Genomic DNA, 23,090 nt, shown 5'->3' on the forward strand with positions numbered 1-23,090 from the left:
CATCAATCTCAGTTTATTTCATTATAGTATTTATTAAATTGTTTTACTAAATTAATTTCTCTTTTGTATAGGTGTGAAAAGGCACTTTCGAGTGCAGATAAAACAGGAATTATATTTTCATATCTTGCGTTTTCTCCCATGTGTCCTATGCGTATAACCTTATCTTTCAAAAACCCAAATGATCCGCTCAATAATATGTTATATTTTTTTTGCACAAACTCAATTACTTGAGAGGATTTAATATTTTCTTCAAGAAGTATTGTTGACACAGTCTCAGATGAACATGTATCAGGGACAAATGAATTTATATGATTATCTTTCATTGATTTTAAGAGGCAGCTTGATATATTTTTATGCCTGGTCAATACATTTTCTAAACCTTCATTTAAAATATTATCTATTGAAGTTTCAAGTCCATTTATATCTGATATAGGCATTGTGTATGGGAACCATTTTTTTTCGTAATAATCTATGTAATTTAAAAAATTCATATAATAGGTAGGGATTTTTGATTTTCTATTTTTAATTTTTTCAATTGCATCATCGGATATACTAAGAAAAGTCAATCCAGGTGGAGCTGAAAAACATTTTTGAGATGCACACAATGCAATATCTATTTTTGACTCATCTACATTTACTGGACTACCTCCAAGAGATGCAACCATGTCTACAACTGTTATAATATTATATTTTTTAAGCAATTTACAAATCTTATCTATTGGATTTAGCATAGACGACGGTGTTTCGCAATGAACAACTGTTGCGTATTTAAAATTATTATTTTCATTGAGAAAAGATTCAAATCTATTCAACTCGAATGGAGAATCGTTCGGTGATTCGAATAGAGTTACATCCCCATCGTACATTTCAACTAGTTCTTTGAAGCCTGCTCCAAATATCCCATTACTTATAACAAGAACTTTGTCACCTTTTTCAGTCAAACAAGAACAAGCAGCTTCAAGACCTATCATACCTTCTCCTGACATTAGAATTATTTTATTGGTAGTCTTAAATATGATTTGGAGTTTTGAACAAATAAGTTTATATTGTTCAAAAAAAATAAAATCCCAATCCGGATTAGTAAAAATTTTAGCTCTAGATAGTAAAACATTAGAATTCACACTAGTTGGTCCAGGATAATATGTAAGTTTCATTTATAAAAACCTCCCAATTAAATTAACTAACATAGTCATTTTAAAATTATAAACATATTCACACTTATTTTGTAGATAAAATTTTTAAGCGATATATTTTGTTAAAACATTTAGTAATAAATCAAAAAAATATATAGTTATTAACAAAAAATGTGTATAAAATTATTAAAAGTGTGGAATAATTGAGAAAAATAATTTTACATTGATTAAATTATACATAATTTGCAATATATAGTTGAGAGTTATGGGATTAGAAGTGTTTATAAAATTATTAACTGACTTGTAGAAAAATTTTACATTGAGATGTGGTTTTATCTAAAATACAAATTTCAAAATGTAATTTTGTGATTTGGGATTAACATGGAAGTTATTTTGTGAAATTTTAATTTAAAGTAAGTTGTAATTAACATTTTAAAATTATATTGTTTTATTGATAATGTAAATTTATAATAGTAACTGTAAATTGTTAGATAAGTGAGCGGTAAGATTTATGAGAATACTAGAGCAGTATCATGAAGTGGAGGAATTTGATCTCAATGAGGTCTTAGATAGAGAGCGTACACCGGACGTATTTAGGAATGCTGTATATTTTGATCTAGAACATTATGTTTATAAGAGACCTATTTGTGTTGGTGTGTTTGGGTCTTGTTATTATGATGAGGAGTTAAATAAGTTAGCGGTGGTTCAGTACATGATAGAGAATAGATATGAAGTTCAGACTATATTGTTACTTGTTAGAGACTATTTTCAGAAGATGAGTACTGAATTTAAAAAGAAGTATGTAGTAACCTTTTCTGGTAACAATGATTTTACAGTTATAAATTATCTTTTTAATCAGCACAAGATAGATTTTGATATAAAAGATTATTTTGAGGAGATAGATTTGCAGAAAGAATTCTCAAAGATTTCTCATAACAAGGAAAATATTGGTCTTAAAAATCTTGAAAAGATAGCGGGAATAAATAGGAAAGGTGAACTTATGAGCGGTGCCACTATAGCTAAGACGTTCTCAAAAATAATTAAAGATAGTGATTACATAAATAGGATTCCTGAAGAGAAGGTTGTTAAAATATTGAATTATAATTGTGATGATGTGATTAACTTATTTTATATATATGTGAGGTGGCAAAGAATAAAAAAGTTCATGGACAAAGAAGATCATGTGGGGTATAAAGAAGACTTTGAAAATATTCTTTAAAGTCTTCTTTGTGATTTTAGAATTTATTTATAGCTATTTCAATTCTTCGTATTGTTTCGTTTTTTTGAAGAAGATATGCAAGCTCACAAGCACCTCCTGGACTTGATGATTTTCCAGATAGAGCACATCTTATTGGCCATAATACGAATCCGTTTTTATAGGAATTTGAATTTATATAGTTTTCTATTACTGAGTTTAAGTTTGATATTGAATAATCTGAGGTGTTTTTAAAAATTGGAAGTACTTCTAATAATATTTTTCTAGATGATTCGACAGAAGTCTTCATTTTCTTGTGCTCGAATATCCCTAAGTCATAATCTGGAAGCTTGATTAAAAAATCAATTACATCGGGAATTTGTGTAAGAATTTCTAATCTGTTTTGAAGCATTTCTGATAGTAAGATTCTGTCGATTTGTGTTGGTATGTTTGAATAGTATTTTTCTGCGATCATATGAAATTTATTTTTATCCATGCTTTTAATATACTCTGAATTCATCCATGTAAGTTTTTTGATATCAAAAATAGATGATGACTTTGATATATTGTTGTAATTGAAAGCTTTGACTAATTCATTTAATGTAAAAAATTCATTATTAGAATCTGGACTCCAGCCAAGAAGGGCGATATAGTTTATAATTGCTTCACTTAAGTATCCACTTTTTATTAAATCATCATAAGATGCATCACCATTTCTTTTAGAAAGTTTCTCAGTCTCGCTTTTCATAATATGAGGGCAGTGTATGTATGTTGGAATATCCCAATTAAAAGCATCATAAAGCCTTTTATATTTTGGAGTTGAAGACAAGTATTCTTTACCACGAACTACGTGAGTTATTTTCATTAAATGGTCGTCTATAACGTTTGCGAAGTTATATGTTGGCATTTTATCTGACTTAAGTAGGATCATGTCTTCTAATTCGAAATTTGGAACAGTTATTTTTCCATATAGGATGTCATTAAATGTAGTTGTCCCTTCCGTTGGATTGTTTTGCCTTATAACATAAGGTTCCATGTTCTTAATTTTATTTTCGATTTGATTCTTACTTAAGTTTAAACAATGTTTATCATATTTGAAGACTGTATTATTTTTATTTGCTTCCTCTCTTAGTTTTGATAATCTTTCTATTGTACAAAAACAATAATACGCATGTCCTTCATTGACTAACCTCTCAGCATATTCTTCATATAGTTGTTTTCGTTCGCTTTGAATGTACGGACCAAAATTCCCACCTACAATTGGTCCCTCATCATAACTTAATCCAGTGTCTCTTAATGAATTTAAAATTATATCAATTGCACCTTCGACATAGCGTTCAGAGTCAGTATCTTCTATTCTAAGAATAAATTTTCCATTTTGTTTTTTTGCAATTAAATATGCATATAGAGCAGTTCTTAAATTTCCTATGTGCATATATCCAGTTGGACTTGGAGCAAAGCGTGTTCTAATCATCGAGACTATGACCTCCCTTTAAATCGTTACAATAAGATTATACATAAAAAATTGGTTTACTAAAATACACTAAAATGAATTATTTATGACTAGAGAATTGTTTTTAAAATCGCAAGTTATGTTAATGGTTCCTTGAATATCTGTTCTTAAAATCTTAGAATCTAAATTTTTTAATATATTTAAAGTATTTTTATTAGGATGACCATATGGATTGTTTCCAACACTTATAATGGATATTAGAGGATTCACTTTATTTAAAAATTTTTCTACATTATTTTTATCGTTATTGTACGCTCCATGATGAGGAACTTTTAATACTTCACTTTCAATATTGTGATTTAGCAAATTTAATTGGCCATCTTCTTCTATGTCTCCAGTGTATAGTACATCAAAATCGAAAACACTTAACATGAACACTAATGAGGAGTCATTAAATTCTGTTGGAGGAGAATCAAATGATGATAAAAATTTCAGTTGAAAATTATCCATAATCTTTAAAATTTTTGGATTTTTTATGTAGTGTATTTTAGTATTGGAATTTTCTAAAAAATTTTCAATTTCATTGAATGTTTTATCTCTTAACGTATCAGGTAAAATTAAATTCTTAATCTCGAAATTATCATGAATTTTGAAAAATCCTGAAGAATGATCTGAGTGATCATGAGTTAATATCATGTAGTCTATGTTGAGTATATTTAGATTTTAGAATATCGACTACAGTATCTGTGAAAATTGATTCACCCGTGTCAACAAGAATGGATATATCGTTATAATTTATAAAGCTTGAATCACCTTGTTTTACATCAAAGAAAAAAATGTCTAAAATATTTTCTTGTTTGGAGCAAGATATTAATAAAAAAGAACAAATTATAAAAATGAATTTATAGAATATTTTCATCTGTTCACCTCTTAAGGAAAGATTTGGTACATATTTAGGTATTTTTTCATAGTGTTTAAGTAATATTCACGAAATAAAAAATTACTTGTAATTTCTTACAGTTAGTTAATATAATTAAAATAAAAAGTATTTTTGAATTTTGGTTTAGAATTAGGGTGATGTTGTGTTTAAAACATTTATTCATTGGATTTTATCAGCAAAGCTTTGGCTGTACTTGGCCTTTAATTATAGAAAGTTTAAAGCGTCTTATATTAGTGGGGACATGGAAACATTTTATAAAATTGCATCTAAGTCCTACGAGCTTTATTCTGATACTATGTTTAGAAGTTCACGTATGAATTTCGAGGTTTTGGGTATAGAAAATGTGGATGTTGATGAAACTTATCTTATAGTCTCCAATCACCTAGGCCTTGCAGATATTGCTGTGATTATAAAGGCATTTCCCAAATATTTTAATTTCGTTTGTAAGAAAGAGATATCGAATATAATTGTTTTGAGTAATTGGATGCGTATGTGTGGGTGTATCTTTTTAGATAGGGATAGTGTCCGTAATTCTATAAACGAAATAAATAAGGGAGTTAATAACTTAAGAAATGGTATCAGCATGTGTATTTTCCCAGAAGGAACTAGAAGCACCACAGGTGAAATTGGTGAATTTAAAAAAGGGAGTTTTAAGATGAGTTTGAAATCAGGTGCTAAGATACTTCCTTTAGTTTTGGTAGGTACTAGAAGTGTTTACGAGGATAACAACAAGAAGATTTCGAAGGGTGATGTAAAGGCAATATTCTTAGAGTCTATAGATGTTACAAAATTAAGTACTGATGAGATAAATGATTTAAATAATATTGTGCGTAATAAGATAAATGAAGTTTATAAGGAGTTTGTTTGAGTTTTTAAGGTAGGTGAGGGAGTTAATGATAAAAGAATTTTCACTAAGTAATGATAAAGTTATGATGAATTTTACCAAGAAATATTGTAATAATTTTGAAGATGTGCTTGAGAGTAGTGGATTTAGAAATGTATTGACAAACTACTTAAATAAGAAGATAGAAAGAAAAGATAGTGTTTTTAAATACCTTTTGAGAGGTATAGAGAACATGGATGAGTTTGTATTATCATTGATAAGAATAATTGAATTATTGACTATTTTTGATAGACAAGAAGTAATTAATATGAAAATCAAGTATGCTTATGTACTTGAAGACAAATATAAATTTGATAATTTTATAGATGATTTGTATTCTTATTGGATAAAACTTGAAAGGTATACTATTTTAACTCAAAATTATTTAAATGAGGGTGTAATAAAACTTGGATTTGTTAGTGCAAATACAAATTTTACAAATCTTGTTACAGAATTGTATAGGAAGGTCAAGAAGTCAGTTACTTCAAAGGAACCGCTTGTTTATAGACAATTAAAATCCGGAAATAATGCATCGATAATTTTAAACAATTATAGTTGGGACTTCGAAGGATATAAAATAGTGAAGAATATAAAATTTGTGGATACTATTTCTTTGGAAGCACCTTTTATATGTTATCCTAAGAAAAATACGAGAGAAGGATGCTTTGAGGAAGTTTATGATAACCCATTTCTGAATTGTGAGATAGAGGATGAAGATTGGTTTTGCTACCCTGCGAAGATTGGTGAATTATTAGCATTTATTTATTTTCACAGGGACTTTATGGCTAATGGTATTGCTTTATCAAATTTATTTGAAATTGCCCACAGAGATGAATATATTGGAGTTAAACCAGATGTGGTTTGTCTTTACGGAGCTGAAGATATTACGTTAGATAAAAATAGTAAGCATAGAACGGTTTTCTATGACGATGAAAAAAATGGAATATTAGTTGGAGTAATCACCTATGGTAAGGAGATCGACTATTTTGGGTACTTGAAGAAAATGGCACTAACTCTTCACAATATATTCATGATTAAAAGAGGATATTTACCAGTTCATGGTGCTATGGTTTCAATTACCCTAAAGGATGGGACTTCCTCTAATATTGTAATTGTAGGAGATTCGGGAGTTGGAAAATCAGAATCGTTGGAGGCTTTTAGAAGTCTAGGTGAGGAATATATATCAGATATGGTTGTGATATTTGATGATATGGGCGTATTAAAAATCATGCAAGATGGTGTATACGGTTATGGAACTGAAATAGGTGCATTTGTTAGATTGGATGATTTAGATCAAGGATATGCATTTAAGGAAATAAACAGAAGTATATTTATGAATCCAGATAAAACTAACGCTCGTCTTGTGATGCCAGTTTCTAATTATAGAGATATTATCAGGGGAAGTAAAGTAGATTTATTTTTGTATGCTAATAATTATGAAAGAGTCGAAGGTAGCACTATAAAATTATACGAAGAAAAATTTAAAAAAGATATTCTTAAAATTTTCAAGGATGGAAATAGAATAGCTAAGGGTACAACACATGAGAAAGGACTGGTGTCTTCGTATTTTGCAAATCCTTTCGGTCCTTTGCAGAGAAGAGAAGAGGTAGATGTACTTCTTGACAGGTATTTTAGCAAAATGTTTGAATTTAAAATTAAAATTGGTGAAATAAAAACTTGTCTAGGTATAGTTGGAATGGAAAAAGATGGTCCTAAAAACGCAGCATTAGATTTGTTTGATATAATAAAAAATAAACCAAATTAAAGGTAAAATTAAAGCCTTTAACTTGGTTTAATTATTACTCGGATGTGAGATCTAGCAGAAATTTTATAGAGTATATTCCGAATATTCCAACTACAGCAAATATTATCCTGCTTAGTAATGTTAGTTGTCCAAAAAGATAAGATATAAAGTCAAATTTAAAAAATCCTATGGATCCCCAATTTATTGCTCCCACGATTACCAATACTAGAGCTATACTATTTAAAAATTTCATATTTATCAAAAATCCTCCTTTTTAAATTAGGTTTTCTATGATTCCTAATTTAGTATTGTCTAAAGTATATTTAAATATTAAGGTAATGTATGGCATCTGGTTTGGTAATTTTTAAAAAATAACTGGTATTGAGGAGTTTAGATACATGAAAATTTTAAGTATTGTTTTATTTATAATAATAGCTTTCTTTAGTTATAATTTGCTTAAGATATTTATTTTATCAAATTTGAAAATAAATAAATGGATAGTGTTTAGTCTGTTTCTAATTTCGTTCGCTGGTTCAGTTTTTGTAAACCTTCCTAACTACATAATTTATATAGTTCAGTGGGTATATGTTATTTTGTTGCTTTGGTTTATAGATTTGTACATGGATGACCGACGGGAAAAAATTAAGAATAAAAATAGGAAAGTTATAAAGCATAGACCAAAGCCTAAATCAAATAGAGCCAAAAAGTAAGAAATTCATCTGATAAATATAGGTGGAGTTAATGCAAATAAATTGTTCTTTGAAATTATTTTGAAGACAATAAATTTATTTGCATTATTTTTTATGTCAAGATAGTATGATACATTTTTTAAATTATATAAATCTTGTATCTTAATAGTGTTGTTTTGATTATTTAAAATAGTAAATTTTTGGTATAGAAAATATGGAGATTGAATACGAAGATTTATTTTAGTAATATTTTTACGTCTATTAACCCCTAAGTTTAAATAAAGATCATCAGAATTTGATGTATAAAAATTACCATTCTTGATTTGAGATATTATAAATTGTTTTATTTCTGAAAAGTTTAGTAGATGAGAGTTTTCATAAATATTTTTTATGTATATATAGCCTTTATCGGTATATATAGGGGCGACATTAAAATTATTATTTAATATATCTATAAAATTATCAGTAGATTTTATAAAATTATCAGAAAATAAGGAAAAGTATTTCCTTATTGCTTTATTTTTAACGTATGGATAATTGATTTTAGATAAAATTAATGTTGGTTGATTTACATAACACCATAAATAAAAATTGTTGAGTTTAAGTATCTCACTACAAAATATAGTCTTTGACAGTAATATCCTAATTGGACCTATGATAGATCGACATTTAAAACAAAGTATTCCAACGATGCTTCTATACTTTTTTTCAAACAATTCTATTTTTTCTTGAATGTATCTAAGTTTTAAAAACTGTTTTTTATCAATATTTATGTTCGAAAACAAATCACTATTTGAATATTCGATTATTACAAAATTAAGTTTGTTTTTATTAGCATTTTTCAAAATATAATACGGGTTTTCATCAACACTATCAGGTTTATAATAGATACCTTTTATAAAAGTTTTAGACATAGTGTGTCCTTTAATATTGATTTTAATTTAGTATATTTTAAATAAATAAAAAATATACTTTGTTTAAAATCTTAGCTACATCCTGTTGTTGAACCACATTCTCCACATACATAGCAAGTCCCATTCCTAAACATCTTAGTACTCGAACAGTTGGAACAAGTTTTATTATATATTTTTTCATAATTTACCATATCGATGGTATCAGATAGGAAACTTAATGATTCAGTGTTTATATTAGGTTTTATTTGGCAGTAGCTGTAGTCACCTAATTCTATATCAATAATTTTAGATATTAAATCTGAAATTGATGATGCATGTTTTATATAAGGATGTCTTTTGACAAATCCATGAGGCTCATATTTTTGTCCTCTAAGCATGGTTGAGATATCTTGAGGTGGGACTTTATGTTGTAGCATAACAGACAAAGATTTAGATAAAGAATTCAATAAACCCATTATTAAAGTTCCTTCTCTATCTGTTGTTATATATATTTCACAAATTTCACCATCTGTATTTCTATTAACTGTTGTATAAATTTTTATATCCTCAATTTCGGCTGGGTGTGTTGTGCCAGTTCTAATACCAGAAGGCTTATTTCGTTTAGAATGATTTTTCATCCTGTCTTTCATCGATTTCGATACGGATAGAAGCTCGTAGTATGTAAGATTTTCTAAGTCATGAGCATCGTTTGTGTCTTCTAAATTCTTATTTAAAGGTTGTGCAAACTTACTACCATCTCTATACAAAGAAATTCCCTTAACTCCAAGTTTCCAACTCAGCATAGTTATGTTTTTGAAATCATCAACTGTTGAATTGTTTGGAAGGTTAACTGTTTTTGAGATTGAGCCAGATACCAATGGTGTTATTGCAGCTACCATTTTCACATGACCTTCCGGTGAGATGAACCTTAAACCACTTCCACATGTATTTGCAGTATCAAAAATATTTAGATGTTCGCTTTTCAAATGAGGAGCACCTTCTATCTTACCATCAACTACTTTTTCATATTTCACTCCATTACTTTCTACTAACTCAGTCTTTTCTATGTAATATAAAATATCCTTAATTTGATTGTCTGAATATTTGAGATTCTTAAGAGTATCTCTTATTACAGGATTTGAAAGTGTTAAATATCCACCACCTGAGAGTTTTTTATATACTATATGTGAAAAAAACGGCTCAATGGAGGTAGATGCTGCATCCATGGCAAAAGATATCGTACCAGTTGGAGCAATCACAGATACTTGAGCATTCCTATATCCATATTTCTCACCAAGTGTGCAAACATTTCCCCAAACCTCTTTTAAGTATTTTGATATTTCACCTAAATTCATTGAATATAAGATGGAATGATCAACTTTCACAGGAGTATAATTAAGGTCCTCAAAATCATCATTTAGATATCCTGCAACACGAGAATGATTTCGTATAACTTTCAACATGTATGGTCTATTTATCTCAAATTTTTCAAAGGCACCAATGGATTTTGCCATGACTGATGATATAAAATAGCTTTCTCCTGTTAATATGCCAATGATACTTGATGCAAAACATCTGGCTTCATCTGAATCATAAGGAATTCCCATAATCATGAGCAGAGATGCAAGATTGCATATGCCGAGTCCTGTTGTTCTAAACATGTGGGTTTTCCTTGCAATGTCTTGGGTAGGAAATTGTCCAAAATGTATGGATGCCTCTAATATAAGTTGGCATATTCTTATCATGTGTGTATATTCATCGAGTTTAAATTTATTGTTCTCATTATCATAAAATTTTAATATATTTATTGATGCTAAATTACAAGATGTATCATCTAAAAATGCGTATTCAGCACATGGATTAGTTGAATTAATTCGATTGTACTTCGCTCCAAATTTCCCATCCTCACCTGCAGGGCACGTGTGCCACGCATTAAAAGTATCATCAAATAGTGGAGCTGGGTCAGCACATTTATGAGAAGCCTCATTCATAATATTCCATAAGAATTCGGTTTTAACAATCTTATCGACGGATGAATCTACTCTTCCTTTTAAAGTGATTGTGGAATCAGGATTTTTATTCAAATCCATAACTTTTTTCATAAATTCATCATTAATCCTAACTGAGTTATTAGAATTTTGCCCTGATACTGTGTTGTAAGCCTCTCCTTCAAAACTACCATCATATCCCATTTTACTCAAGGCACGTACCTTGTCTTCCTCTATCGATTTCCAATTTATGAAATCTTCAATCTCTGGGTGGTCTATATCTAAACACACCATTTTGGCAGCTCTTCTAGTTGTACCTCCAGATTTTATAGCTCCGGCATTTCTATCAAGACCTTTCAAGAAACTCATTAAACCAGATGAGAAACCTCCTCCTGAAAGTTTTTCTCCCACAGCACGGATATTTGAAAAATTTGTACCTGTTCCTGAGCCAAATTTAAATAATTTAGTTTCTGTTATGTATTGCTCAGATATGGAATGTGGACCAAGCAAGGTATCCTCTATTGATAATATAAAACATGCAGATGCTTGAGTTCTAGTATAAGAATCGATTGATTTCACTACGCTTTTTTTGCTGACATCGTAGTAATAAGTGCTCTGAGGTTCTCCTTTTATAGCATAGGCCATATTTAAACCTGTATTGAACCACTGAGGTGAATTTGGAGCAAATCTCTGATCAATAAATGCATAAACCGTTTCATCATAAAATATCTTCTCTTGATTTTCATTTTTGATGAGACCTTCGTCTTTTAATGAAGATAGCCAAAATTTGACAAGTCGATCAGCGATCATTCTAAATGAATTTTCAGCACCAGTCTCGTTTGGAACTCCGCTTTTTCTAAAATATTTTGTAGCAATTATATCGCAAGCAGTTTGAGAGAAGTGTTCGGGGAATTCTAAATCTCTCATTTCATGCAACGTTTTTCCTGTTTTGTAATCTTTGAGTATAACATCTACTCTTTTCCATTTAAATAAATCAAAGACACTAAGGGAAGGATTGTCCTCAAGTGTTTTTGTAAAATATCTTTTTAACATGTTACCTATATTTTCCATGTGTAACCACCCTTCAGTATTTAAAGTTGAAGATATTTTAACAGAAAAAAAAATTTTAGGAAACCTATTTTATTCACATGAAATTTCTAAAAATATTTTCAAAATTGGAAAAAGGAAATATTGATGGTAAAATTGATAATGGAATTTTAAATTATTTTTCCGTACAAGATTTGATAATAGGAGAAAATTAATGCTTATATTTTTTAAAGAAAATATTTCTATTGATCAGGTAGATAAAATCAGAAATTTTATTTCAGATTTCAAGTTTATAGATTTTAATTTTGATAAAAAACTAAGGGGTGTTTATTTACTATCGAATCAAATTACAAAAAGGTATATTGCAGAAAGGTTTACTGGTATTGAAAAGATCGTTGAAATTGATGCACAATATAAATTTGTAAGCAGACAGTTTAAAGATCAAGATACCATCATAGATGTTGGAGGTTTTAAAATTGGAAATGGACATTTTCAGAAAATAGGTGGTCCATGTTCCTTCGAAAATGAAGAGACATTTAGGAAAATTGCTTCATCTTTAAAAGGATTTGGGGTCAACATAATTAGAGGAGGGGCATTTAAACCGAGGACGTCTCCGTATTTTTTTCAGGGTATTGGTGAGGAAGCTCTTAGATCCATGAGGACAATTGCAGATGAACTTGATGTTAAAATTGTAAGTGAAATAATGTCTATTGAACACATTGATTTGTTTAACGAATATTCAGATATAATTCAAGTCGGTGCCAGAAATATGCAAAATTATGATTTGCTGAAGCGTCTGGGAAAATTAAAAAAACCAATTTTATTAAAAAGGGGTATGAGTGCTACCTTAGAGGAACTTTTGCTTAGTGCTGAGTACATTGTTTCCAATGGGAACATGAATGTTATACTTTGTGAAAGAGGAATTAGAACTTTTGAGGAATCAACGAGGAATACATTAGACATATCAGTAGTGCCACTTGTGAAGAGCATTTCTCATCTTCCGATTATAATTGATCCTAGTCATGCATCTGGTAGACGTGATTTAATTTTTCCACTTGCATTGGCAGGCGTATCAGCTGGATGTGATGGTATTATGGTTGAAGTTCACGACAATCCTGATGAGGCATTGTCAGACGGTAACCAGTCCATAAAGCCTGAGCATTTTAAGGAGATTAGTGATAAAATAGATGAAATTAGAAAAGTTTTATTTTGATTTTTCAGGAGGATAAAACTTTGAATAAAAGATTGAGAAGGATTAAATCGGAAATTAGTGTACCTGGAGATAAGTCAATATCGCATAGAGCTCTTATGATTTCGGCTATATCAAAAGGAATAACAAAGATTAGTAATTTTTTATTTAGCCAAGATTCCATGAGCACATTAAAATGTTTGAGAAATCTAGGAGTTAATATAGAAATAGATAGATGCAATGTTTGGGTACATGGAAATGGATTATATTCTTTTAGATTTTATGATGGGGTTTTGGATGTTGGAAATTCGGGTACAACGATTAGACTTTTGAGTGGGATTTTAAGTGGGAATAAGTTTAAGTCTATTATAGATGGCGATGCATCCATAAGGAGGCGTCCTATGGATAGAATAATAAAACCCCTATCGCTTATGGGTGCAAATATATTTGGAAGTGATGAAAATAAGTTTGCTCCTATTTATATAAAAGGAAACGATCTAAAATCGATTAATTATAAAATGGAAATGGATAGTGCTCAGGTGAAATCTTGTATTTTATTTGCAGGACTTTATGCTGATTCTGTGACTAAGATTTACGAAAATGTTAAAACGCGTGATCACACAGAGCGTATGCTTAAACATTTTAGTTCTAAAATAACTATTGATGATAAGGTGGTGTCCATTGAAAAGAGTGAATTAATTTGCAATGATGTTTTGATACCTGGAGATATATCTTCTGCAAGTTTTTTTATGGTTTTGGCAGCAGGAATTGAGGGATCAGAAATTTTGATTAGGGACGTTGGGATAAATCCGACGAGAACAGGAATAATTGATGTTTTAAGAATTATGGGTGTAGACATTGAGTTATTAAATATTCGTGAAAATTGTTTTGAGGAAATTTGTGATATAAAAGTTTATGGTCCACGTATTTTGAAACCAATTTCTATAAGTGGAGATATTATGCCAAGGCTTATTGATGAAATTCCTATTATATGTGTTTTATGTTGTTTTGCCGATGGTGAGAGTGTGATAAGAGATATTGATGAGCTCAGGCACAAAGAGAGTGATAGAATAGATAGTATAATTAGTGAGTTCAAGAAATTGGGTATAGATATTTGTGAAATAAAAAATGGGATAAAAATACATGGAGGGAAAGGTATTAGATCAGCAGTTGTTAATAATCACAATGACCATAGGATTGCTATGGCTTTAGACATATTGAGTAACATAAGTGGAGTTGAAATAGAAATGCACAATAGAGATTGTGTTAATATCTCATTTCCATTGTTTTATGAAAATTTAAGGAAGATTCTAGAATGAGAAGGGATGGGATTTATATATTTAGATATTTTACTGCAGGTGAATCACATGGTAAGGGAATTTTAGGCATAATAGAAGGATTTCCATCTAACTTTTATATAAATATTGATCAAATTAATGAGGTATTAAAGAAGCGTAAGGATTCATACGGAAGAGGTGATCGTATGAAAATTGAGAGCGATGAAGTTGAATTTCTATCTGGAATTAGGAATTCTATGACTATAGGATCGCCTATATCGTTTATTATATATAACAAGGATTATGAAAATTGGAAGGATCTAATGGATCCTGTAAGATGCGATGTTAGCTCTAGAAGGGTGTTGAAACCAAGACCAGGTCATGCAGATTTATCGGGAGTTCTTAAATATAATTTTAATGATTGTAGAAATGTACTAGAAAGAAGTAGTGCAAGAGAGACAGCTATTAGAGTTGTTATAGGATCTATTTGCACACAATTTTTAAATAAATTTGGTATAGAAAGTGCCTCTCATGTTATACAGATTGGAAACATTTATAATAATAAAAAGTACGATTTTTATCAGATAAGAGATGAAAACAATTCTCCTATCAGATGTTTAGACGAAAGAATATCTAAAGATATGATGCGTTTAATTGATGATGTTAAAAGAAAAGGAGATACCTTGGGGGGAGCGTATGAAATAAGGATAAAAAATACACCAGTAGGTTTAGGAAGTTATGTACAGTATGATAGAAAATTAGATGCGGTTTTATCTGCAGCCTTAATGAGTATAAATTCGATGAAGGCAATTGAATTTGGAGATGGAATTAGGACAAGTGAAAAACTTGGTAGTGACTCTCACGATGAAATAGTTTATGAAAATGGGAAATTTAGGAGAAGGACTAATATGGCTGGCGGTATAGAAGGAGGAATGAGTAATGGAGAAGAAATAGTTATAAAGTGTTATCATAAGCCTATACCGACTTTATATAATCCTATCAGAACTATTGATATTTTGACTAATCAGGAGGACTATGCAGATATTGAAAGAAGTGATTGTAATGTTGTACCTGCAGCCTCTATAGTTGGAGAAAATGTTGCTAATACCGTCATATGTCAAGAGTTTTTAAAAAAGTTTTCAGGTGATAGCATGGAGGAAGTGAGTAGAAATTGGAAAAATTTGTCCTCAATTTGAAAAATCATAAATGTGATATAAAGATTGGTAGAAATATTCTATATAAAATAAAACATCAAATTAAAGATGATAATAAATTTTTTGTAATAGACAAGCTACTTTATGAAAATTTTCAATTTATGTATTTAAAAAATTTTTTAGAAGGTATTTCTAGTGAGAATATTTATCTTGTTGAAAGTCTAGAAAAATACAAAAATATAAATACATTTATGGATATAATTAGAAAGTTAAATGAGGTTAATTTATCTAGGAATTCTGTTTTAGTAGGAATCGGTGGAGGAATGATTGGAGATATATGTGGATTCATTTCCGCTGTATATATGAGAGGTATTAAATTTATCAACATACCTACCACTTTACTTTCCCAGGTAGATAGTTCTATAGGTGGTAAAAATGGCTTGAATTTTGGAAATTCAAAAAATCTTATAGGTACGTTTAAACAACCTGATCAAGTTATTATAGATATGAAGTTTTTAGAAAGTATTTCGAAGAGAGAGCTAATCTCTGGGTTGGCAGAAACCATAAAGTATGGTATAATATTCGATCATGATTTTTTGAAATATATTGACGAAAATTTAAATGATATTTTTGATATGAATTTTGAGGTTATACAAAAAATAGTTATCACTAGCTGTAAATTCAAAGTTAGTGTAGTTGAGAGGGATGAGTTTGATTTTTCTACGAGGAAGATCCTGAATTATGGACATACTCTGGGACATGCTTTGGAGAGTGTTACTGATTATAATAGATATACTCATGGTGAAGCGGTTATTATAGGAATGTTTTATGAGGCGTGTATTTCTTATGAATGTGGTTTTATAAATAGGGAATATTTTGATTACATAACTAATATTTTAAGGAAATTTAAAATTGATATAGATTTAAAAATATTTAATAGTAAATTATTTTATGATTCTTTAATTAGGGATAAGAAAAATAGAAACAAGAAAATAAGTTTTATTCTTCCTGTTGGATATTCAAAGGTTTTAGAATATATGTTTTCGATAGATGAAATTAAGAGATTCAACTATTCTAAATATTGTTTTTAATCATGGAGGGTTTATCTTGAGGAAAAGATTTTTTAAAGTTTTATGCACAACGCTTGTGACTTTGAATGTTTTTACTATGAGTGTCAGGGCGGGTGCTAACTATAATTCTATAGAAAATTTCGTAGCTAGGACCTATGAGGTTTTCTTATATAGAGATGCTAAAGATGATATTGGTGTTGAATATTGGAGCTATTTGATAAGAAATCACGAAATGTCACTGTATGACTATATGATATCTTTTTTATCTGGTGATGAATTTTCGTCTAGAGAAGTAAGTGATGAAGAGTTTTTAAATATGATATATAGGATATTATTTAATAGAGATATTAACGACGACGAAAAGATTTATTGGATGGAGAAATTATATCAGGAAAATAAAACTTTGAGAAATGTTAAAGATACAAGGTTAAAAATTGGAAAAATGATTTTTAGTGAACCAATTCTAAAGGAAATAAGTAGTGATTTAGGCGTAACATTTAATTTTAAAAATTTGAATGATTTAGGTGTAAGTGACCTTAAAAAAGATTATAGTGATAGTAAAATTGAGTATATAAATAGTTTTTATAAGGGATTTGCTGAGCTCTGGGAAAATTTACATAATGATTCTGTTGAAAATATAGATCGAAACGTAGAGCATGCCTATGAACTTCTTCCTATATTCACGAATCAAGAAAATAAAGGTCAATATGAGGAGTTAGTGAGTGTCTCTGACGGAACGATTCGTAGGATTGTACATTCCTTAGACTATGATATAAAGTTTCCTTATGGTGTGGATAAGTCAGTATATATATCATCATTTTTACAAATGAATAAAGGAGAGAGACTTAATTTTGTGACTCTTGGTTTGGGAATTACAAATAAGGGGTTTGAGAAAAATATAGATAAAGTGGAACTTTTATTGGGCGACGAATCTATAGAACTCGAATTTGAGTACGAAGATAACAGTAGATATGAATCTGATGGAATATCATTACATGAATTTGAGTTTAATATAAAATCCGTAAATGATTTGATGCTAATAGATAAAATGTTGAACTCTGATTTATCAAAATTAAGATTTACTTTTGAAGGTTCAGATACGTATATTTACAATTTGTATGAGAAAGATAGGATTAGAAATACATTGCGATTCATGTGGAGTATGTATTTACAAATTATTGTTTCCTATTTGTTTGAGTCGAAAGACATTTTTGATAAGGTTATATCTAATAATTTAGAATGAAGCAATTGATGTAGTGGTTTTAATTTTCTAGAATTACTATTTTTGATTTTTATCTAGAATCTAGAATAAAGGAATTATAATTAAAATATTTTATAAAGAAAGTGATTTTGAAAACGAAAAATGATGTATAAGTCAGTGGAATTCTCTTAATTTAGTGATCTAATATATTTATCAAGGGGGATTTTGCATGAATGAGATTTAATAGTGGAGATGATTTCTCAGATGTAATTTTGGGAAACTCATATAGTAAAAATTATAAGTTTTTATTAGACGATATGAAATATGTTAATAATTCTGGATTATATTCTTTCAACAGCATTCCAATTTTCAAATATAAGAGATTGATTTTGAAATACAATAGGATACCAAATAAATATCAAATTAAAGTAGATATTCAAAAATTTATAGATAAAGTTAATCAATATGAAAATTTAAAAATATTTAATATGGAATGTATTACTTCAAGGAATACTGAAGGATTGATAGATTATATAGTTAATGTTACATTTATAAATTTAAATTTAGAATAGCTTAAATTTAGATAGTTTTAAAAATTATTTTAATATTTGTCGATGTATATTTAAGTACGTGTTTTATGAACACGTACTTTTTGTTGTAATAAAGATAGTATTTAAAATCATATATATTTTCATCATTTTTAAATATTTAAAAGGTGTGAGATTTTGAAAGAATATATTGTGAAGAAGAAACTTAAGTCAAGTAATATTAAATCAAATTCATTTATATTTTATATGATTTTTGTTATATTAGCATTTGTTATGGGAGTGTTGTTATATAAATTTGTACCTAAATATTTAAATAATATAAGTATTTTGAACACATTTTTCATGGTAGTTTTACTATACTTTTTCCAATTATCAATGGAAATTCTAAGATGTTTGATTTTATGCATAGATAAGTTCAAAAACAAGAAAATTTTAATTAAAAATTTAATCGTTCATAAGGTTGTGATAATAAATTTCTGTACATTTATATTATGTTTATTAGCTATTTTTTTATTTTCTTTGCTTATATTGTTTTTTAGTAATTTAAGGATAGTGTTTATAATATTTTTTGGATTTACATTAGCCATTATTTACTCATTTTATACAATGGTATTTCTAAAACTAGAAGGATATAAATTTTATATTACAAGGAATAATCAATACGATTTTTTTATTTTAGTATTGATGAACACCTTACTAATAATATTATCTACTAATATATTTTATTTGATACAAAGATATTATATTTTTATAGCAGTGTGTGGAGTTGTATTGAATTCGATTTTGTATAGTTTTAATAAAACTTATATCGTGAAAAAGTTTTAATTTTAAATGGAGGATTTATGGATAAACATATTAAGTTAATTTGTCTGGACTTGGATGGTACTACTCTTAGGGATATTTCAACTATATCAGATAGAAACGTATATAGTATAAAAAAAGCCTATGATATGGGAATAAAAATTGCATTTGTAACGGGGAGATTATTTGTACACAGTATGTATTTTTCACAAGTTATAGGCATAAAACCTTATATAATTTGTAATAATGGAACTTATGTTTATGATACTATATCCGGTAGTTTGTTATATTCAAGCTTTTTAGGTGTAGATAATTTAGTAAAAATATATAAATTTGTAAAAGGAAAAAATTTTAATGTACATTATTCTACAATAGATACTATTTATTCCAATACCGAGATGAAAGACTATGTTAATGAACATGTAAAAGGTAAGTATGCTATGAATGTGTTTGTTGTGTATAGTGAGGATTATTGGAAAAGTATATTTAAAAACAAGGGAGATCAAATATGTAAGGCAGTTATAGCATGTGATGATAATAAGAAATTAGAAATTGTGTTAGAAGAAATTAGGAAAACAGATGAATTCGAAGTTGAATATTCATGGATTAATACCGTTGAAATATTGAAAAAAGGTGATGGTAAAGGCAATGGTATAAAGGTTCTAAAAGGATATCTTGGATTAAATACAGAAAATGTTATGTGCATAGGAGACGGAGAGAACGATATATCTATGTTTTGTGAGAGTGGGTGTAGGGTTGCTATGGGTAATGCTATAGATAAACTTAAAGATAAAGCGGATTTTATAACTTTGAATGTTTCGGAAGATGGAGTGGCTTATGCCATAGAAAGGCTACTAGAAAATTATTAGTAAATTTTTGTAAAAAATCATACTTTTTTTGTGGGTAGTTTAACTTTATTTATAAAAAATAATTATGTATAATTACCTTAACATGGTAAAAGAATGGGAATTAGGGGGTAGCTATGTTATATATACTTAATACTCTTGAGAGAGAATTTTCTAAAAGATTCATAAATTTTTTAAGTTTTGGAATTGAAAATATTGAAGAAGAATATTTCTTAAGAGTTTTAGATGTAAATGGTTTGGATAATCTTAATGATAGGAATAGTCTAAATTTTGAGGATCATAATTTGAAGTTTGAGGATAAAATATTTAGGTTTTTTGAGGATATTTTTAAATTGAACAATAATTCTGTTTTTATAGGAAATTTCAATATTAATACCATTGAAAATATGAAAATTTTATATATGCTAAGGGATTTAGATTATAAGGATTCTATAAAGCTTATAAATATATTACGTTCTCATGTAAGAGATGAGGAAATATATAAGGTTATTGACTTTGATGTATTTAAAATGTTCTTGACTCTTTGTACAAGAGAAATACATTTTCCAAGTTTTTATTTCAATAAGCTTGATATAATGGTATTCACGCATTATGATTTATCAACCTTGATGTTTTTTAAAGACGAAGCATACATACATACATACATGCAACTTGCTAAAGTAAATGATCTAAATTTAAGAGAACAGAGAATAAAAATAGATAATAAACCTTTAATCGAGGTATTAAGTTAGGTAACATTTGTTGAAAATGTTACCTTTTTCATTTTCTAAATTATTTCTAATTGATATTGCAATTTAATATTTATGTGGGTAAAATATAAATTAATTTTAATTCATACTAAAAAGATATAGATTATATATTTTGCAAGTTTTAGAAGGAGTTCATTTATGAATCTTTTAAATATAAGGAATTTAACTGTAAATGTAAACGGAAAAAGGGTTTTGAATGATGTCAATCTGTCTGTTGATAAAGGTGAAGTACATATTATACTTGGTCCAAATGGTAGTGGGAAATCATCTCTTTCTATGAGTGTTCTCGGAAATCCTAAGTACGTGGTTGAAAGCGGAGATATAATTTTTGATGGGCATAGGATAAATGATTTAAAACCTGATGAAAGAACTAGGCTGGGCATATTTTTGTGTTTTCAACAGGTACAAGAAATTGAGGGGCTTGTTTTTAAAGACTATCTTAGAGAGCTTAAAGCAAAGATAAAAAATGAAAAGCCGGATTTGATGTTTAATATAAGCTTGGTTAAAAAATTTAAAGATGTAGGGCTTGATGAATCTCATATGTTTAGATATTTAAATGAAGGTTTCTCAGGTGGAGAGAAAAAGAAGAGTGAACTTCTTCAAATGAAATTTCTAGATCCTAAATTGATTATGTTAGATGAAATTGATTCAGGATTAGATGTTGATGCCATTAAATCAGTTTGCTCTACGCTCAAAGAAGTATTAACAAATGATAAAGCTGTAATTATTATAACTCACAGAGAAGAAGTTATAAGGGAATTAGATGTTACACATGTGCATGTATTGAAAGACGGAGAAAATATAAAAACTGGGGATATGAATCTTTTTAATGAGATAAATAGAAATGGATATGCCAGTATTATAAAGGGGGACGATTAGTCTGTGAGAATAGATGACATAAATAGGAGTCGCTATGATTTTAAGCAGGAGGGGTATGAAGAATTTATAAGTAGCAGAGGTTTATCGTCAGAAGTAGTTATTGAAATTTCTAAACAAAAAGATGAGCCTAAGTGGATGACTGATTTTAGATTAAGTTCGCTCGAGATATATAATAAAATGGATCTTCCAGTTTGGGGACCCAATATTGAAGAATTAAATATTAAAAATATAGTTTCTTATGTTAAACCAAATAGTAAGTTTTCTGATAACTGGGAGGAAACGCCTAAGTACATAAAGGATACTTTTGATAAATTGGGAATTTTAGATGCTGAAAAAGAGAGTTTAGCAGGCGTTGAAGCTCAATATGATTCAGAGGTTGTTTACCATAATGTGAGGGAAGATTTAAAGAATCAAGGTATTATATATATGCATATGGAGTTAGCACTAAAAGAATACGAGCAACTTGTCAAGGAATATTTTATGAAGCTTGTCCCTCCAACAGATCATAAGTTTGCGGCTCTACATGGTGCTGTTTGGTCAGGTGGATCATTTGTGTACATACCGAAGGGTGTCAAGGTTGAAATTCCACTACAATCTTATTTTAGATTGAATGCAAAAGGGGCTGGACAATTTGAACATACTTTAATTGTTGTAGATGAAGGTGCTCAATTGAGTTTTATTGAAGGTTGCTCTGCACCTAAACACAATGTTTATAATTTGCATGCAGGTTGTGTTGAATTATTCGTTAAAGAAAATGCAAAACTTAGATATTCAACTATAGAGAATTGGTCCAAGAATATGTTTAACTTGAATACTAAGCGTTGTGCTGTTGAGAAAAATGGAAGAATTGAATGGGTTTCTGGATCATTTGGCTCTAAGGTATCCATGTTATATCCCATGAGCATACTTAGAGGAGAGAATGCTACGTGTGATTTTTTAGGAATATCTTTTGCATCAGAAGGTCAGTTTTTAGATACTGGGGCGAAGGTTGTTCATGCTGCACCAAATACTTATTCTAATATATGTTCAAAGTCGATTGCTAAATCTGGTGGGGTAAGTAATTATAGAGGTATGATATCTTTCAAGAAAAATTCTGAAGGATCTAGATCTAATATTACATGCGACTCTTTAATACTGGATGATAAGTCTTCGTCTGATACAATACCGTACGTTGAGGTTAATTGTGAAAATGTAAATGTTGGACATGAGGCAAGGATTGGGAATATAAGCGATGAGAAAATATTTTATCTACAAGCTAGAGGTCTTAGTGAAGAAGATGCAAAGGCACTAATTGTTAGAGGATTTGCTGAGGAAATTTCTAAAGAATTGCCTCTTGAGTATGCGATTGAGATGAATAATCTTATAAATGTTGAAATGCAGGGGTTGTAGGT

At 29.0% G+C, this 23,090-nt stretch carries 21 protein-coding genes; 14 read left to right on the forward strand and 7 right to left on the reverse strand.

Going from position 1 to position 23,090, the window contains the following annotated elements:
- Positions 1–8 precede the first annotated feature (8 nt).
- Positions 9–1,154 (reverse strand): pyridoxal-phosphate-dependent aminotransferase family protein, encoded by a 1,146-nt coding sequence (locus tag AALI31_RS01205; RefSeq protein ID WP_489884703.1) that lies wholly within the window; start codon positions 1,152–1,154, stop codon positions 9–11.
- 490 nt (positions 1,155–1,644) lie between these two features.
- Here AALI31_RS01205 and AALI31_RS01210 point away from each other — a divergent pair, with 490 nt between their 5' ends.
- The gene (locus tag AALI31_RS01210; RefSeq protein ID WP_489884704.1) at positions 1,645–2,352 is read left to right on the forward strand and encodes a ribonuclease H-like domain-containing protein; all 708 of its coding nucleotides are present in this window, start codon (positions 1,645–1,647) and stop codon (positions 2,350–2,352) included.
- A 16-nt stretch (positions 2,353–2,368) separates the two neighbouring features.
- Here the strand turns inward: AALI31_RS01210 and gltX are convergent, their stop codons facing one another.
- From gltX to AALI31_RS01225, 3 genes are all read right to left on the reverse strand, one after another.
- Complete coding sequence (gene gltX / locus AALI31_RS01215) at positions 2,369–3,802, reverse strand: glutamate--tRNA ligase (protein ID WP_489884705.1); 1,434 nt, start codon at positions 3,800–3,802, stop codon at positions 2,369–2,371.
- A gap of 69 nt (positions 3,803–3,871) precedes the next feature.
- The gene (locus AALI31_RS01220; RefSeq protein ID WP_489884706.1) at positions 3,872–4,477 is read right to left on the reverse strand and encodes a ComEC/Rec2 family competence protein; all 606 of its coding nucleotides are present in this window, start codon (positions 4,475–4,477) and stop codon (positions 3,872–3,874) included.
- Positions 4,461–4,700: a hypothetical protein gene (locus AALI31_RS01225; protein ID WP_489884707.1), complete on the reverse strand. Its 240-nt coding sequence runs from the start codon at positions 4,698–4,700 to the stop codon at positions 4,461–4,463. The genes AALI31_RS01220 and AALI31_RS01225 overlap by 17 nt, the downstream gene beginning before the upstream one ends.
- A 163-nt stretch (positions 4,701–4,863) precedes the next feature.
- Here AALI31_RS01225 and AALI31_RS01230 point away from each other — a divergent pair, with 163 nt between their 5' ends.
- On the forward strand, positions 4,864–5,589 hold the full coding sequence (locus tag AALI31_RS01230; protein ID WP_489884708.1) for a lysophospholipid acyltransferase family protein: 726 nt from the start codon (positions 4,864–4,866) through the stop codon (positions 5,587–5,589).
- Positions 5,590–5,614: 25 nt separating this feature from the next.
- Positions 5,615–7,369 (forward strand): phosphoenolpyruvate carboxykinase, encoded by a 1,755-nt coding sequence (locus AALI31_RS01235; RefSeq protein ID WP_489884709.1) that lies wholly within the window; start codon positions 5,615–5,617, stop codon positions 7,367–7,369.
- Between the two features lie 34 nt (positions 7,370–7,403).
- Here the strand turns inward: AALI31_RS01235 and AALI31_RS01240 are convergent, their stop codons facing one another.
- Positions 7,404–7,601, reverse strand: coding sequence for a DUF378 domain-containing protein (locus AALI31_RS01240; protein WP_489884710.1), 198 nt, complete (start codon positions 7,599–7,601; stop codon positions 7,404–7,406).
- Between the two features lie 145 nt (positions 7,602–7,746).
- Between AALI31_RS01240 and AALI31_RS01245 the strand changes: the two genes are divergently transcribed.
- On the forward strand, positions 7,747–8,058 hold the full coding sequence (locus AALI31_RS01245) for a hypothetical protein (protein WP_489884711.1): 312 nt from the start codon (positions 7,747–7,749) through the stop codon (positions 8,056–8,058).
- 5 nt (positions 8,059–8,063) lie between these two features.
- On the opposite strand, the gene AALI31_RS01250 is transcribed toward AALI31_RS01245, so the two are convergent.
- Together AALI31_RS01250 and AALI31_RS01255 are read right to left on the reverse strand one after the other, a co-directional pair.
- Complete coding sequence (locus AALI31_RS01250) at positions 8,064–8,951, reverse strand: hypothetical protein (protein ID WP_489884712.1); 888 nt, start codon at positions 8,949–8,951, stop codon at positions 8,064–8,066.
- Between the two features lie 71 nt (positions 8,952–9,022).
- Positions 9,023–11,989: a vitamin B12-dependent ribonucleotide reductase gene (locus AALI31_RS01255; protein WP_489884713.1), complete on the reverse strand. Its 2,967-nt coding sequence runs from the start codon at positions 11,987–11,989 to the stop codon at positions 9,023–9,025.
- 190 nt (positions 11,990–12,179) lie between these two features.
- Between AALI31_RS01255 and aroF the strand changes: the two genes are divergently transcribed.
- The 10 genes from aroF to sufB all read left to right on the forward strand — a co-directional run bounded on the left by aroF (position 12,180) and on the right by sufB (position 23,088).
- Positions 12,180–13,178: a 3-deoxy-7-phosphoheptulonate synthase gene (gene aroF, locus AALI31_RS01260; RefSeq protein ID WP_489884714.1), complete on the forward strand. Its 999-nt coding sequence runs from the start codon at positions 12,180–12,182 to the stop codon at positions 13,176–13,178.
- 20 nt (positions 13,179–13,198) lie between these two features.
- The gene (aroA, locus tag AALI31_RS01265) at positions 13,199–14,473 is read left to right on the forward strand and encodes a 3-phosphoshikimate 1-carboxyvinyltransferase (RefSeq protein WP_489884715.1); all 1,275 of its coding nucleotides are present in this window, start codon (positions 13,199–13,201) and stop codon (positions 14,471–14,473) included.
- Entirely contained in the window at positions 14,470–15,627 is a 1,158-nt protein-coding gene (gene aroC, locus AALI31_RS01270) for a chorismate synthase (protein WP_489884716.1), read from the forward strand. The genes aroA and aroC overlap by 4 nt, the downstream gene beginning before the upstream one ends.
- A complete protein-coding gene (gene aroB / locus AALI31_RS01275; protein WP_489884717.1) occupies positions 15,603–16,676 on the forward strand; it encodes a 3-dehydroquinate synthase in 1,074 nt (357 codons plus the stop codon). The genes aroC and aroB overlap by 25 nt, the downstream gene beginning before the upstream one ends.
- A 16-nt stretch (positions 16,677–16,692) precedes the next feature.
- Entirely contained in the window at positions 16,693–17,898 is a 1,206-nt protein-coding gene (locus AALI31_RS01280; RefSeq protein WP_489884718.1) for a DUF4214 domain-containing protein, read from the forward strand.
- A gap of 191 nt (positions 17,899–18,089) precedes the next feature.
- Complete coding sequence (locus AALI31_RS01285; protein ID WP_489884719.1) at positions 18,090–18,428, forward strand: hypothetical protein; 339 nt, start codon at positions 18,090–18,092, stop codon at positions 18,426–18,428.
- Between the two features lie 818 nt (positions 18,429–19,246).
- The gene (locus AALI31_RS01290) at positions 19,247–20,074 is read left to right on the forward strand and encodes a Cof-type HAD-IIB family hydrolase (protein WP_489884720.1); all 828 of its coding nucleotides are present in this window, start codon (positions 19,247–19,249) and stop codon (positions 20,072–20,074) included.
- A 113-nt stretch (positions 20,075–20,187) separates the two neighbouring features.
- The gene (locus AALI31_RS01295; protein WP_489884721.1) at positions 20,188–20,802 is read left to right on the forward strand and encodes a hypothetical protein; all 615 of its coding nucleotides are present in this window, start codon (positions 20,188–20,190) and stop codon (positions 20,800–20,802) included.
- Between the two features lie 156 nt (positions 20,803–20,958).
- The gene (gene sufC / locus AALI31_RS01300; RefSeq protein ID WP_489884722.1) at positions 20,959–21,699 is read left to right on the forward strand and encodes a Fe-S cluster assembly ATPase SufC; all 741 of its coding nucleotides are present in this window, start codon (positions 20,959–20,961) and stop codon (positions 21,697–21,699) included.
- A gap of 3 nt (positions 21,700–21,702) precedes the next feature.
- The gene (sufB, locus tag AALI31_RS01305; RefSeq protein WP_489884723.1) at positions 21,703–23,088 is read left to right on the forward strand and encodes a Fe-S cluster assembly protein SufB; all 1,386 of its coding nucleotides are present in this window, start codon (positions 21,703–21,705) and stop codon (positions 23,086–23,088) included.
- Positions 23,089–23,090 lie beyond the last annotated feature (2 nt).

The sequence above is a fragment of the Anisomitus miae (SeqCode) genome, from assembly GCF_054906395.1.